Genomic DNA, 13,508 nt, shown 5'->3' with positions numbered 1-13,508 from the left:
AGGGACACGCGGGGGTCGCCACACACCCGTGAGCAGCTTCGGGTACACACACGCGCAGGCGCGCCTTCCCGCGGGAGCGGGAGGCGCGCCTGTGTCGGTCCACGGCAGCGGGCCGATCCTGGGCCGACCGATCAGTCCAGGTAGTCGCGGAGCACCTGCGAACGCGAGGGGTGACGGAGCTTCGACATCGTCTTGCTCTCGATCTGCCGGATGCGCTCACGGGTGACCCCGTAGACCTTGCCGATCTCGTCTAAAGTCTTGGGCTGACCGTCGGTGAGCCCGAAGCGCATGGAGACCACGCCGGCCTCGCGCTCGGACAGGGTGTCCAGGACCGAGTGGAGCTGTTCCTGGAGCAGGGTGAAGCTGACCGCCTCGCCCGGCTGGATCGCCTCGGAGTCCTCGATCAGGTCGCCGAACTCGCTGTCGCCGTCCTCACCCAGCGGGGTGTGCAGGGAGATCGGCTCACGGCCGTACTTCTGCACCTCGACGACCTTCTCCGGGGTCATGTCGAGTTCCTTGGCCAGCTCCTCCGGGGTGGGCTCGCGGCCCAGGTCCTGGAGCATCTGACGCTGGACGCGGGCCAGCTTGTTGATGACCTCGACCATGTGCACCGGGATACGGATGGTGCGGGCCTGGTCGGCCATGGCGCGGGTGATCGCCTGACGGATCCACCAGGTGGCGTAGGTCGAGAACTTGAAGCCCTTGGTGTAGTCGAACTTCTCCACCGCGCGGATCAGACCCAGGTTGCCCTCCTGGATCAGGTCCAGGAACAGCATGCCGCGGCCGGTGTAACGCTTGGCCAGGGAGACGACCAGGCGCAGGTTGGCCTCGAGGAGGTGCTTCTTGGCGCGGCCGCCGTCCTCGGCGATCCACTCCAGCTCGTCCCGCAGCTCGAAGGTGAGGACGTCCGCCTCTTCGGAGAGCTTCTCCTCGGCGAACAGGCCGGCCTCGATGCGCTTGGCGAGCTCGACCTCCTGCTCCGCGTTGAGCAGCGGGACCTTACCGATCTGCTTCAGGTAGTCCTTGACCGGGTCGGCGGTGGCGCCGGCCGCGACCACCTGGGCGGCGGGGGCGTCGTCGTCATCGTCGTACAGGACGAAGGAGTCGTCGTCCTTGCTCGGCTTGACGGGGGCGCCGACCGTCTCGGGCTTGACCGGCTTGACGTTGGTCTCGGTGTCGGGGGTGTCCTCGACCAGCTCCAGCTCGGCGCCGGTGTGCTCGAGGTCGTCCTCCAGACCCTCCTCCGCGAAGTCGCCCGCGTCCGAGGCCAGTTCGAGGTCCTTCTTGGCGGACTTCTTGGTCGCGGTCTTCTTGGTGGCGGTCGCCTTCTTGGCGGCGGGCTTCTTGGCCGCGGCCGCCTTCTTCGGGGCCGCCGCGCGCTTGGCGGTGGTCTTCTTGGCCGCGGGCTTCTCGGCGGGCGCGCCCTCGGAGTCGTCGACGACGGCGGTGACCGTCTCCGGCTGCTCCTGGGCCGCCGCCGCGCGGGTGGTGGTCCGGGTGACCTTGGCCGACCGGGTCGTGGTCGAGCGGGTGGTGGCGGATCGAGAGGTCGTCGTCTTGCGCCGCGTGGTCTTGCGCCGCGAGGAGGCCGACTCGGGGACGAGTACGGTCACGCCCTCCTTGGCCAGGCTGCGGAGCACGGACTGCGCCTGCGACATCGGGATTTCGGCCTCTTCGAAGGCACGGCGCACGTCCTCGGGCTCAAGAAAGCCCTGGGACCGCCCACGCTCGATCAGCTGCTGAATGACGGGCTCTTGCAGTGACTCGGACTGCTTCGAGCGAGTCGAACTGGCAGATGACACAAACACCTCTCGAACGGACGTGTGGCGAGATTTGTCGGACCCGGTGGTCCGTCGTTGGCCGGGACCGGGCACTGCACCCTCTCCCACCTGTGGCCTGGATCGTCCCCACTGGGCGGGGAAGCCGGGGTCACCTCCGCTTCGCGGGGCGCGGCGGCTTCTTCACTGTAGGCAAGGCAATGGACTTGTTCGTACGATCTACCGCTCCGACACGGAATCGATCACCGGAAGCTGAACGGCCAGCAGCGTGACATCATCGTCCTGCTCATACCCCTTCAGCATGCTCTCAACAAGGTACTCCAGCATCTGCTGTGGATCGCCCACCACGTCGGGCCGGGCCTCGGCAGCCTTCCGCACGAGTTCGTCGAGACCGGCGTCGACCGATCGTTTGCGGTTCTCAACCAGTCCATCGGAGTAGAGGGCGACCGTGTTACCGGGTTGTACGAAGAATTTGTGATGGCCCCGGTCGGAGCTGACCCCGAGCGGTGTATCGGGCTCGGTGTCGAGCAGTGAGGGCCCGGCGTTGCCGGCGACCACCAGCGGCGGAAGGTGTCCCGCGTTGCTGAGGTCGAGTTGTCCGGTCACCGGGTCCAACACGAAGTAGACCAGGGTCGTCACCTGATCCATACCCTCCGTGGCCGTGAACATGCGGTCCAGTCCGGTCAGGACGTCCGCGGGTTCGGGCATGGAGAACGCCAAGGCGCGCAACGCGTTGCGGATCCGACTCATTCCCGCGGCGGCCGGGATGCCCTTGCCCATGACGTCGCCGAGGACGCCGGCCACGCGGCCGTCCGGTAGAGGGAAGGCGTCGTACCAGTCGCCGCCCACCTGAACGTGCTGGGAACCCGACCGGTAGTAGGCGGCCAGTCGTACCCCGCGCACCTCGGGCAGCGCCTCCGGCAACAGGCTGCGCTGGAGCTCCTCGGCGGTGCCGTGCTCGCGCTCGTAGACGATGGCCCGGCCGATGGCCAGGGCGCACTGCCCGGCGAGCGCTTCGAGGAAGACGCGTTCCTCGTCGGCGACCTCGCGCTGGGCGTCGAAGGAGAAGCGCAGGGCGCCGATGGGCCGGCCCGCCGTCATCATCGGCAACGCCACCCAGGCGCGTTCCCGGGTGCGTTCGATGAGCGCCTCGACCTCGGGAGCCCCGTCGAAGAGCGCGCGCAGCTCGGCCGGTCCCGAGACCAGGCAGGGCGTGCGATCGGCGACCGCCTTGGCCGCGATGTCGGGATAGTCCAGATCGAACCCGCGCTCGGGCGGCCCCTGCCGGCCGTCCGCGGAGAGCATGCGCAGCCGCAGCCGATCGCGGTCGAAGAGGACCAGCGAGGTGTGGTCGGCGCCCACGCCCGAGCGGCCGATCTCCGCCATGGCCTGGACGACCTCGTCGGCGGTGAGCGCCTCGGCCAGGTCGGAGGTGGCCTTCTGGAGCCGGGCGGTGCGCATGGCCGCCTCGCTGAGCTGCTGGTTGAGGCGCTGCCGCAGTTCGTCGGCCTCACGCTCGGTGGTGACGTCGATCAGCGTGCCGACCCATTCGACGGTCTCGGTCCCGTCCATGATCGGATGCGCCCGCGCCCGGTAGTGGTGGTGTCCGCCCACGCGCGTGCGCACGCGGAAGAGTGCGTCGAAGGGGGTGACGTCCAGGACGGCGTCCTCCCAGGCGCGCTCCACCCGGGGCCGGTCCTCGGGGTGGAGGGCGTCCAGCCAGCCGTGGCCGAGGTAGGAGTCCAGGTCCTGGCCGGTGAGCGTGCGCCACTGGGGGCAGTCCTCGCGGATCTCTCCGGCGGGACCCGCCGACCAGACGATCTGGTTGCCCGCCTGGAGGAGGGCGCGCAGGCGCTGTTCGCCGCGGCGGGCGCCGTCGTCGTCGACGTCGCGGGCCGCGATCAGGGCGATGTGCTCTCCCCCGTCGGTCGGGTCCTCGACGGGGAACCAGGTCAGATCCCAGACCCGACCGTCGGGGGTGCGGTGCCGACCGCGGACGGCGCGCCCGCCCTCACGCGCACCGGTCAGACAGGCGACCTGGGCCGAGGCTCCGGCGGTGTCGCCGGCCTCCTCCAGGACCTGGCCGGGGGTGCGCCCCAGGCAGCGTTCGGGGGTGCTGCCGAAGACCGCGGCCATGCGCGGGTTGATCGAGCCGAAGGCGTCGTCGGGACCGAGCAGGGCGAACCCGATCGGAGCGTCGGTGAGGAGGGTTCTCACCGCGTCTGGCAATTCCGCCACACTGATCCGAGGTGGGGGAATGGACGTCTCGGCGCTCAACTGCTCGACACCTCCGGAGCCGTCGGAAATCCCCAGCCGGGTTTCGTTGGGGGTCGTTCTCGGACCACGTGGTCCCTGCGCATCGTGCGCGCCACCCGTTCCCGGTGGCGCCGCCGCTCGGGGTGCGCGGCGCCGATTCCGATCGGGGGGCTCCGCGGCTCCCGAGGGTCATGTCCCCATGACTCCTCTCGGCCGCTGTCACGGCTCAAGCATAAGACACACCCGGCCGGGCGCAACGGCCATGGTGGCGGGGGTCCGGGTTGCCCGCGGAAGGTAAATAATAGGCCACGAGCCGACCGCGCCTCCTCGGATCCGGGGTTTCACCGGCGTGTTCTCCGGCCATTCCCACCGACGGACGGATATCGACGATCGGCGGTGAACACCGCAGAACAGGGCCGTTGTATGCCCGAAACACCCTTTTCGTCGAGATGACACGCGATAACGACGTGACCTGAGTAAACATCGTCCCCCTCAGGTTTTATCCTCAGCACGCCGGTCGAGGGGTTGACAGTGCGTTCAGAACAAGTGAAATGGGTGGAGGTCACCTTCCCGACCATCTTCAGCCAGGAGTGTGAGCGAGAATGCTCCAGACCTTCCCGGTCCAGGATCTCAGGCGGATCTCGGCCAGGCTTCACGACGAGTTCAGCGGGCTGTCCCACCGCTGTGTCGAGCGCTGTGTCAGCGACGCCTGGAACTGCGCCGAACACCTGGGCATCGAGGTCACACCGCCCCTGGTCGAAAGGGTGGCCCGCGAGCACCTGGAGGCGATGGTGAACTCCGTACCGCCCTCGCAGGTCACGAGGAAGGCCCCACGCCGCTCCGGCACCACCCTGTTCACCGGTCACCGCACCGTCCCCGAGCCGCGCTGACCCTCGACCGGAGACTCTCCGAGACCACACGCGGGCTCACTCCCCGCGCCGACTGGCATACGCTCGGGACGTGCCCTCCGCGACGCCCCCGCCCACAGGACCCGACGTTCCCGCCGCAGCCTTCGAGGAGATGCTGCGCGCGGCCCGAGCGCTGCTCGCCATGCGACACCCGCTCGACGCCGAGCTGTCCTTCAGCGAACTCCTGGGTTCCTGGTGGGGCGCCCGGCTGCCCGGAGTGGACGTGGAGCGACTCCTCGGCGAGGGCCTGATCACCCACGCCACCGCCTCCGGAAAACCCGCCGGCCTGGGGATCCTCGCCGCGATCACCGCCCTGGGCACCTCGTCCTCCCAACGCGATCTGGCGGAACAGGGCATGATCGCCCTGCGCGAGCGAGGCCTTCAGGCCCCCGCCTGGGCGGACCAGCTCGGCGCGGTCACCCCGGTCGCCGCCTACGTCCACGGCGATCTCTTCGGAGACACCGACGACGTGGTGTGCGTGTTCAGCAGGGACGCGCCCGACCACAGCGGGGCGCTGCCGCCCGAACACGCCTTGATCCTGGTGCTGGACCACAACAGCGGCGGCCTGCTGCGCGACGCCTGGGTGACCACCAAGGTCGACCTCCTCCTGGACCAGTGCCGCGAACGAGCGCGCGCCGACGACTTCGTCCGCTTCGAGCAGTGGGAGCTGAGCGAGGCCCGTTCCGTGCTGGTCCGCGCCTTGGACCGGACCGAGAGGGTGGCCACCGGGGTCGAGTCCGACCCCTCGACCGGTCCGATCGTGGAACCGGTGGGGATCTCCTCGGCCGATCTGACCGGCGGCTCGCTGGCCGCGCACTTCGCGTTGGCCTCGGCTCGCGTCAAGCGTCTGCCGTCCCCGCCCGAGGGGGTGCCCGACACGGTCCCGGTGTGGAGACGCGACCGTCGTGCCGTGCTGGCCGCCCGCTTCCTCGCGTCGGAGCAGGCGGCCGAGTTGTCGGACTCCTACGCGGCGAGCCGGTGCGTCGACCACATCATCGCGCACGGATGCGACGTGGACTCCGGACGTCCGCTCAGAGTCAGCCCGCGCAAGGTCGAGTCGTTCCTTCTCCACTGGCTGCCCGGACGGGTGGTCCTGCTGCCCGAGGAGCAGGAGGCGATGCCGCACGTGCTGGCGGCCTGGGTGCGCTGGGCCGGGGAGCGGAGCCGGCTGCCCGAACCGGCCGTGGGCGCCACGTTGGACGCCGTGTGGGAGGCGACCTCGGCCTTCTCCCGTGTCTATCGGGACCCGGCCCGCCCCTTGGGCCTGCGTCACGAGGCGGTACGCCGTCTTCTGCCCGACGGCGACTTCGCCTCGCTCGCCCGTCGGATGTTCGCCTTCCCGCTGCTGGCCAGCGAGCTCATGACCGGGGACCCCGAGGAGTTCGACCCGGCCACCTCCCGCGGCCGCCGGGCCCTGCTGAGGCTGGACCACTACGGCGAGTACGAGGCGGCCACCCCGCACAGCGGTCGACACCACTCCACCGGCCAGGACCACTGGTACCGGCCGGTGAGCGGGACCGATCCCGAACGCGAGCGGGAGCTGGACCGCCACGAGCGGCTGGCCGAGCGGCTCTGGGACGGCCGCCCCGCCAACCTGTGGGCCGCCGCACGACGCCTGTTGGACCGAGGGGTGGACCGCCCCACGGTGCTGTCGTCGCTGAGCGAGGTGCTGTTCGAGTCCACCGGCGAGAGCGACCTGCGCCGCCGTCTCGACGCCCTGTGACCCTCGCGGCTCAGTCGAGCATGCGGTCGGCGAACTCCTCCAGGGTGGCCTGCGAGAGGCCCAGCCCCTCGGCCACGTAGGCGTCGAAGGAGCCGTACACCGTGTCGACGGTGGTGAAGGCCTTCTCCAGGTAGTCGGCCCGCACCCGGGTCATCGGCGCGATGTCCTCCCAGGGCAGGCCGCTGTCCGCCGAGATCGTGCGCATCCAGTGGTCGGTGGCGGCCTGGCGGTCGTTGCTGACGAGGTAGTCGGCGACGATGGCCTCGCGCTCGACCCCCAGGAGGGTGAGCAGCAGCGCGGCGCCCCATCCGGTGCGGTCCTTGCCGGCGCTGCAATGGAAGACCAGCGCGGTCGGCCCCTTGGCGGCGCGTTCGACCAGTTCCCGGTAGCCCTGGAGTGCCTCGTCCTCGGTGACCAGGTCGCGGTAGACCGCGAACATGAACCGTTCCGCGGCGCCGTCGCCGAACACGGCGCGGGCCCGTTCGGGGTCGGACAGGAGGTCGACGAAGTTGGCGCCGGCCGCCTCGGCGTTCTGGACCCCGATCGCCGCGTACTCGGCGCCGTCGGGGATCACGTCGGGGAGACGGTCCCGCTCGTGGGAGGTGCGCAGGTCGATCAGCTGGCGGATGCCGAACCCGTTGTAGGTGGTCAGGTCCGGTTCGGAAAGGGTGTGGAGCGCGTCGGAACGGTAGAGGAGACCCTCGCGCACGGTACGGCCTTCTCGCGTACGGTGGCCGCCGAGGTCACGGAAGTTGGGGGCGCTGGAGAGGAGGAAACCGTCATTCGTCACGATGGCGACACTACCCACCGACCCGGCGCCCCGTCATCACCCGCTCCGACGCGCTCGAAGGTTCAGGCCGCGTTCTCCCGCATGGCCTCGATCTCCGAACCGGCCTCCTTGACGTCCTTGGCGGTGTCCACACCGCGCCAGAACCCGTCGATGCGGTAGGCGGTCAGCCGCCCGGCCTCGGCCAGTTCGGGGAAGGTCGAGGACTCGTGGTCGCCCTTGACCGGCAGGAGCGGGGTGATGCCCGCCTCGAAGAGGTAGACGCCCGCGTTGATCCAGACCGGGAGCAGGGGGCTCTGGGTGAACCCCTCGATCCGGTCCTGGTCGTCGACGTCGACGATGCCCCAGGTCGTGCGGAAGCGGGCGAGGGCGAGGGTGGCCAGACCACCCCCGTTCCGGTGGCGGGCGGTGAGCTCGTCCAGCGGGAACCAGGTGAGGACATCGCCGTTGAGGGCGAAGTAGGGGGCGTCGGTGTCGCGCAGTCCCTCGGCGGCGTATCGCAGGGCACCGCCGCGGCCGAGCGGTTCGTCCTCCACCCTCAGGGTGATCTCGGGCCCCTCGGTGCGCTCTTGGAGGTGCTCGCGCAGGACCTCGGCCTTGTAACCGCAGGAGACGACGACGTGCTCGACCCCGTGCGAGGCCAACCACTCCAGTTGGTAGTCGATGATCGGCCGTCCGGCCACCTCCACCATCGCCTTGGGGCGGGTGTCGGTGTAGGGCCGCAACCGGGTGGCCTGTCCGCCGGCGAGGATCAGTGCCTGCGTGACGGGGGACCCGGTGGATGAGGATGAGGCGGTCATGTACCGGACAGTAGCATCGTCGGGTCGGGATTCCCGGCCTCTACTGGGTGGCGTCGGAATAGGCCTTGCGCACGTCCTCGCTGGTGATCACCGTCAGCTCGGCGGCGGTGGCCGACTCCCCCACCTCCTGGGAGACCCTGAGGTCGCGGTGGGAACAGGAGCGCTCGTACAGGGAGCGGGCGAAACGTCCGTTGCCCAGCTCGTCGATCCAACCCGCCTCGCACACGTGCGTGAAGATGCTGGACAGGTCCTCGTGCGCGGTGTCGTCGAAGGTGTCGCCGTTGCGGGCGGCCACCGTGTCGGCGATCTCGGACAGCTCCCAGGGCGTGTAGGAGGGGAAACGCACGCGTACGTTGAACCGTGAGGACAGCCCCGCGTTGGAGGCCAGGAACCGGTCCATCTCGGCGGTGTAGCCCGCCAACACCACGACGAGCCGGTCCCGATCGTCCTCGGCCCGCTTGAGCAGGGTCTGGATGGCCTCGGCCCCGAAGGCGTCGCCACCGCTGTAGCCGGGGTTGACCAGGGAGTAGGCCTCGTCGACGAACAGTACGCCGCCCAGGGCCCGGTCGATGAGCCTGTTGGTCTTGACCGCCGTGGCCCCCAGGTGCTCCCCCACCAGGTCGGCGCGCTGGGCCTCGACCACCTCGGCGCGACCGAGCATGCCCAGGGCCGCGAAGACCCGGCCGAGCACACGGGCCACCGTGGTCTTGCCGGTGCCGGGAGGGCCGGTGAAGACCAGGTGGCGCAGGGGAGGCTGGTGCGGCAGCCCCTGTTCCTCGCGCAGACGGGCCACCCGCAACTGCGCGACCAGTGAACGCACCTGTTCCTTGACCGGCTCCAGCCCGATCATGCCGTCGAGTTCGGCCATCGCCTCCTCCAGCCCCGGCGACTCGCCGAAGCCGGGCAGGCGCGAGGTGAGCTCGGTGTAGGCGGTCTCGACGTCGACCGCGCGCACGGTGACGAGGTCGTCCGCGCTCGGACGGCGGATCGGTTCGTCGCCCTCGGCCCCGGAGGTGACCACGCGTACGTCCCGGGCCTGGCAGCTCTTCTCCACCATGGAGCGGGCGAAGCGTCCGTTGCCCAGCTCGTCCACGGCCTGGCGTTGAACGGCCTGGTCGAACCTGAGACGCAGGGTACGGGCGGCGTCGGCGTCGAGCAGGTCGCCCCTGTGGGAGACGAGTCGCTCGAAGATCCGGAACAGTTCGTCGGCCGAGTAGCCGGGGAAGTTGATGCGGGTGGCGAACCTGGAGGCGAGACCGGGGTTGGAGGCCAGGAAGGAGTCCATCTCCTTCTCGTAGCCGGCCAGGACGATGACGAGGCCGTCGCGATCGTCCTCGGCCCGCTTGAGCAGGGTCTGGACGGCCTCGTTGCCGAACCGGTCGGCCTGCCCGTCGCCCTCGTTGACCAGGGAGTAGGCCTCGTCGATGAACAGGACCCCGCCGAGCGCGCGGTCGATGAGCTCGTTGGTCTTGATGGCGGTGGCGCCCAGGTACTCGCCGACCAGGTCGGCGCGCTGGGCCTCGACGACCCGGGAGGTGGGCAACAGCCCGAAGGAGTGGAAGATGGTGGCGAGGGTGCGGGCGACACTGGTCTTACCGGTACCCGGCGGCCCGGAGAAGACCAGATGACGCAGGGGGCGTTCGACGGAGAGGCCGGCGTCGGCGCGCAGTCGGGCGGCCTCGATGGAGGCGGCCAGCCCCCGTACCTGCTGTTTGACCGGGTCGAGGCCGATCATGTCCTCCAGCTCGGCCAGGGCCTGGTCGACGGGGATCGGTTCGGCCTCTTCCTCGTCCCGTTCGGGGGCCCCTCTTCGGGGCGCGTCGGAGCCCCGACCGCGCAGAGGCGGCGCCTGGGCGGTGTCCTTGCGGACGCCCCCCACCGGAGCCGCCGTCCCGTCGCGGCTCACGGCCCCGCTCTCACGTCGTTTGCGGTCGTTCTCCCTGCTCTCCTTGACCACCTGCCCCGAGGCGAGCAGACGCCACAGCAGGCAGGCCCCCGCCGCGACGTAGAGCGCGGCGATCCCGGCCTCGGCGGGGAAGGGTTCGACGAGCATGCCGAACAGGGCCACCGAGAAGCCGGCCACCAGCCCCGCGGTCAGACAGAGCAGCCCGGTGTGCCAGACCGGGAATTCCCGGACCCGGGAGGCGGCGAGGGTCACCAGCAGGGGCAGCGGCAGGACCAGAAGGACCACCGGCCGTCCGGGCAGCGGGATCTGGAACAGGGGGACGGCGAGGATCAACCAGACGGCGGAGACCACGACGGTGAGGAACGCGTCGAGGGAGCGCATCAGGGCACCGAAGGCGATGAGCAGCAGCAGCGCGCCGAACAGGATCGACATCACCGGCAGGCCCAGGATGAGGGAGACGACGCCCACCACCGTGAGCAGGACCAGGGCGGCGACGAGGCGACGCCCCAGGGGGACACGGTGGTAGACCGCCCGTAGACGGTCCAGCCCCGAGGTGGGTGCCGAACGCGCCGCGGCGGTGGAGCTCGTCTCGCGCGTCATCCATGCCCCTTCCTGCGTGGGGGTCGCGTGACCGGCCCGGGGGCGGGCCGGAGGGTATCGGGCAAGGAACAGCCTTGCCCCAACCGGGGCAGGATGTCCAGTGCGGGGCGGCGTGTCGTCGGCCGCCCTCGGGGTCAGAAGAGCGGGGCCGGGGTGGCGGGGACCGAACGGGTGACGCGCAGGTGACGCCAGCGGGGCAGGGCGTCCAAGTAGGACCAGCTCATCCTGTGGTGGGGGGTGGGCCCGGCTTCGGCGAGGGTCGCCCGATGGACGGGCGAGGGGTAGCCGGCGGCCTTCTCGAAACCGTAGCCGGGGTGGTCCTCGGCGAGCTCGGCCATATGGGCGTCACGGTGGACCTTGGCCAGGATCGCGGCGGCGGCCACACTGACGCAGGTCAGGTCGCCCTTGACCTGGGTCCTCACCCTCCAGGGGGCTCCGATGAAGTCGTGCCGGCCGTCCAGGACGACGGCGTCGGGGCGGGGGTCGAGGGCCTCCAGGGCGCGGCGGGCGGCGCGGTGCAGGGCCTCGGTCATGCCGACCTCGTCGATCTCGGCGGGTGAGGACCAGCCGAAGGCGTGGGCGGCGACCCAGGGTTCGATCTGGAGGGCCAGTTCCCTGCGGCGCTTGGGGGTGAGGCGCTTGGAGTCGGTGAGACCGGCGGGAGGCTCGCCCTCTCCGGGGATCGCGGCGCAGACCAGCAGTGGTCCGGCCCAGGCCCCGCGCCCCACCTCGTCCATCCCCGCCACCACCCGCGCGCCCGCGGCGCGCAGTTCGTTCTCCACCTCGAAGGTGGGGGCGGGCGGGGGGCTGTTCTTCTGGGAAGTCGTCGACACGGCTCCCACCCTAGGGCGGCCCGAACACCTTCCGTGTCGCTTTCCCGGCCCGGCGGAGGCGAACGAGGCGTTTCCCCGGGGTTTTGCGCGACCCACCGACCATGACACTCGGTCATGACTCATCACTTTAGGTAGTTTGCGCTTGTCATCATCGCCATGCCGGGTCCCCCGGGAGGAATGGACATGCAGCAGAGCAGGCCCCGGCCCACGACCGGGCCCAGGCCGCGCCCCCGCAGACGCCCCTTCGCCCGGATCTCGCGCGGCCGTCTGTACGACGTCGTCTCCGCCGGGGCCAGGGTGGGCGTGGGATGGGTGTTCGCCGAGTACGGCCTCGCCCTTCGCGGCCGGGAGGACGTGGTCGCCGAGCGCCTGATCGACGCCGGCCTCTCGCCGATCGCCTTCGTCTCTCCTCTCGTCCCTCCTCTCCTCGTGGCGCTCTCGATCTCCTTCGCAGTGGGGCTGCTCACATGGCTGACCGGTCCTCTGCTCGCCCTGGCCGCCCTCGTCGGCACCTTCACCGCCGGGGCCGAACCGCTCTCCCTGTTCGGCTCCTGGGGGTCGACCATGCTGGTCATAGCGGTATGCGCCCTCTTGGCGGTGGGCGGCGGACGGTGGTCCTGGGACCATCTGATCCTCGGCACCGGGGCCACCGGGGTCCGACGCCGCGGACGTCGCTCGACCTCGACCGTCGGGAGGGGCTCCCCCACCATTTCTCCCCGTCGCCCCGAACACGCGCCACCGCTGCTCTATCCTGTGGACCAGGCCGCGCTACGACGGCCGTCTCGCCTGTGACGCGGCCCACCTCGCGCCTCGTGCCGTTCCGCCGGCCGCGTCACCACGACTCGGATTCGGTGGGGGGAACGCCATGTCCGCCTCAGCTCCCGGCACACACCCTGACGGGTCCGTGGCCAAGCTGATCGAGATCTCGGAGAAGCCCACTCCGGGCCGGCGCCTGATCGACTGGGCCTCGCGCCCTCCGGGGCGGCTCTACATCCCCGCCTGCGCGCTGGTCGGACTGGTCCTGCTCTTCGAGGACAGCGTGCCCGCCGGGCACCTTCCCTCGTTCGTCATCGGTCTCGGCGGCGGTCTGCTGCTGGCCGGGATGGGCGCCCTCCGGCTCGGGATCGCCCTCGCCGTCGCCCGTCCGATGATCCGCCGTTACTGGCTGCGCTGGATCAGCGCCCCGCTGATCGCCACGGTGGCCCTGGGCCTGGCCGTGGCCGACGTCCCGCTGCGGACCCGGATCGACCTGTCCTCCGAGAGCCTCATCGAGCTGCGCGAGGAGACCGGCGCCGCGACCACCATCCCCCTCAACGGGGAGTGGACGGGCCTCTATCCCCTGACCAGCGTCTCCGATGACGGGGAGACCGTCCACTACACGGTCGAGGGCGCCGGGCTGTTCCAGCCCTCAGGGCTGGCCTACAGCACCGAGGAGATCCCCACCGGGGTCTTCGTCCCCGGCCAGGGATCGCGGGTCTACGAGCACGTGTCCGGAGACTGGTACGTCTGGGTCGACCACTGACCCCGCGCGCCGACTCTTACCCGGTTCTTTGCTCAATACTGCCCGGATCCAACCGGACTCTCACCCTCGACCGATAGGGATGGTGGAGCCCCCAGGGAGACCCCCGACGAGGTTCTCCCCCAGGTAGGTCCACTCACCCGAGGAGATTGTCCATGCGCGAGTTCGCCCTCACCCTCCACGTTCGTATCCACGACTCCATCACGGCCCTGCGTCGGGCCCACGCCATAGGAGACGACGATCTGGCCACCGCCCAGGCGGGCGAGGTGGAGGACCTGGTGGAGATCGCGGCCCGCCACGGCATCGATATCGCCGGCTACGCCGCTCTCTCCCCCACCGGCTGAGGACCCGCGCGAGGGCACGAGGGACGACGAGGGCCCCGCGCCCGCCGACACCGG

The 13,508-nt window shown here is 70.5% G+C and carries 11 protein-coding genes; 5 read left to right on the top strand and 6 right to left on the bottom strand.

The features are described 5' to 3' along the window. Positions 1-131 precede the first annotated feature (131 nt). Complete coding sequence (locus TR33_RS20830; RefSeq protein WP_199806169.1) at positions 132-1,802, bottom strand: RNA polymerase sigma factor; 1,671 nt, start codon at positions 1,800-1,802, stop codon at positions 132-134. A 195-nt stretch (positions 1,803-1,997) separates the two neighbouring features. Then, positions 1,998-4,055, bottom strand: a complete 2,058-nt coding sequence (locus tag TR33_RS20825; RefSeq protein WP_199806168.1) for a SpoIIE family protein phosphatase — start codon at positions 4,053-4,055, stop codon at positions 1,998-2,000. 581 nt (positions 4,056-4,636) lie between these two features. On the opposite strand from TR33_RS20825, the gene TR33_RS20820 reads away from it, so the two are divergent. Together TR33_RS20820 and TR33_RS20815 are read left to right on the top strand one after the other, a co-directional pair. After that, positions 4,637-4,924 (top strand): hypothetical protein, encoded by a 288-nt coding sequence (locus tag TR33_RS20820; RefSeq protein ID WP_017533828.1) that lies wholly within the window; start codon positions 4,637-4,639, stop codon positions 4,922-4,924. Between the two features lie 130 nt (positions 4,925-5,054). Next, positions 5,055-6,665, top strand: a complete 1,611-nt coding sequence (locus TR33_RS20815; protein ID WP_014909002.1) for a hypothetical protein — start codon at positions 5,055-5,057, stop codon at positions 6,663-6,665. A gap of 10 nt (positions 6,666-6,675) precedes the next feature. Here the strand turns inward: TR33_RS20815 and TR33_RS20810 are convergent, their stop codons facing one another. The 4 genes from TR33_RS20810 to TR33_RS20795 all read right to left on the bottom strand — a co-directional run bounded on the left by TR33_RS20810 (position 6,676) and on the right by TR33_RS20795 (position 11,591). Beyond that, entirely contained in the window at positions 6,676-7,473 is a 798-nt protein-coding gene (locus tag TR33_RS20810; protein WP_042284848.1) for a tyrosine-protein phosphatase, read from the bottom strand. 44 nt (positions 7,474-7,517) lie between these two features. Continuing rightward, entirely contained in the window at positions 7,518-8,252 is a 735-nt protein-coding gene (locus TR33_RS20805) for a nucleotidyltransferase family protein (protein WP_014911841.1), read from the bottom strand. Between the two features lie 40 nt (positions 8,253-8,292). Further along, on the bottom strand, positions 8,293-10,758 hold the full coding sequence (locus TR33_RS20800) for an AAA family ATPase (RefSeq protein ID WP_042284846.1): 2,466 nt from the start codon (positions 10,756-10,758) through the stop codon (positions 8,293-8,295). A 134-nt stretch (positions 10,759-10,892) separates the two neighbouring features. Continuing rightward, positions 10,893-11,591 (bottom strand): ribonuclease HII, encoded by a 699-nt coding sequence (locus TR33_RS20795; RefSeq protein WP_042284845.1) that lies wholly within the window; start codon positions 11,589-11,591, stop codon positions 10,893-10,895. Positions 11,592-11,774: 183 nt separating this feature from the next. On the opposite strand from TR33_RS20795, the gene TR33_RS20790 reads away from it, so the two are divergent. From TR33_RS20790 to TR33_RS20780, 3 genes are all read left to right on the top strand, one after another. Further along, positions 11,775-12,383 (top strand): DoxX family protein, encoded by a 609-nt coding sequence (locus tag TR33_RS20790; RefSeq protein ID WP_042284978.1) that lies wholly within the window; start codon positions 11,775-11,777, stop codon positions 12,381-12,383. Between the two features lie 73 nt (positions 12,384-12,456). Then, complete coding sequence (locus TR33_RS20785; RefSeq protein ID WP_026124868.1) at positions 12,457-13,113, top strand: hypothetical protein; 657 nt, start codon at positions 12,457-12,459, stop codon at positions 13,111-13,113. A gap of 152 nt (positions 13,114-13,265) precedes the next feature. After that, entirely contained in the window at positions 13,266-13,454 is a 189-nt protein-coding gene (locus TR33_RS20780; protein ID WP_014911775.1) for a hypothetical protein, read from the top strand. The last annotated feature ends 54 nt before the right edge of the window (positions 13,455-13,508 follow it).

The sequence above is a fragment of the Nocardiopsis alba genome (assembly GCF_000710955.1).
Classification (GTDB): Bacteria; Actinomycetota; Actinomycetes; order Streptosporangiales; family Streptosporangiaceae; genus Nocardiopsis; species Nocardiopsis alba.
Note: the sequence above shows the minus strand (reverse complement) of the source record. Positions and strands in the feature narration are given on the sequence as shown.

Bases quoted from the DNA above. Each gene is read 5' to 3' on its own strand.
- TR33_RS20805 (WP_014911841.1), bottom strand. From the start codon at position 8,252: ATGACCGCCTCATCCTCATCCACCGGGTCCCCCGTCACGCAGGCACTG.
- TR33_RS20780 (WP_014911775.1), top strand. From the start codon at position 13,266: ATGCGCGAGTTCGCCCTCACCCTCCACGTTCGTATCCACGACTCCATC.
- TR33_RS20820 (WP_017533828.1), top strand. From the start codon at position 4,637: ATGCTCCAGACCTTCCCGGTCCAGGATCTCAGGCGGATCTCGGCCAGG.
- TR33_RS20790 (WP_042284978.1), top strand. From the start codon at position 11,775: ATGCAGCAGAGCAGGCCCCGGCCCACGACCGGGCCCAGGCCGCGCCCC.
- TR33_RS20815 (WP_014909002.1), top strand. From the start codon at position 5,055: ATGCTGCGCGCGGCCCGAGCGCTGCTCGCCATGCGACACCCGCTCGAC.
- TR33_RS20785 (WP_026124868.1), top strand. From the start codon at position 12,457: ATGTCCGCCTCAGCTCCCGGCACACACCCTGACGGGTCCGTGGCCAAG.
- TR33_RS20800 (WP_042284846.1), bottom strand. From the start codon at position 10,758: ATGACGCGCGAGACGAGCTCCACCGCCGCGGCGCGTTCGGCACCCACC.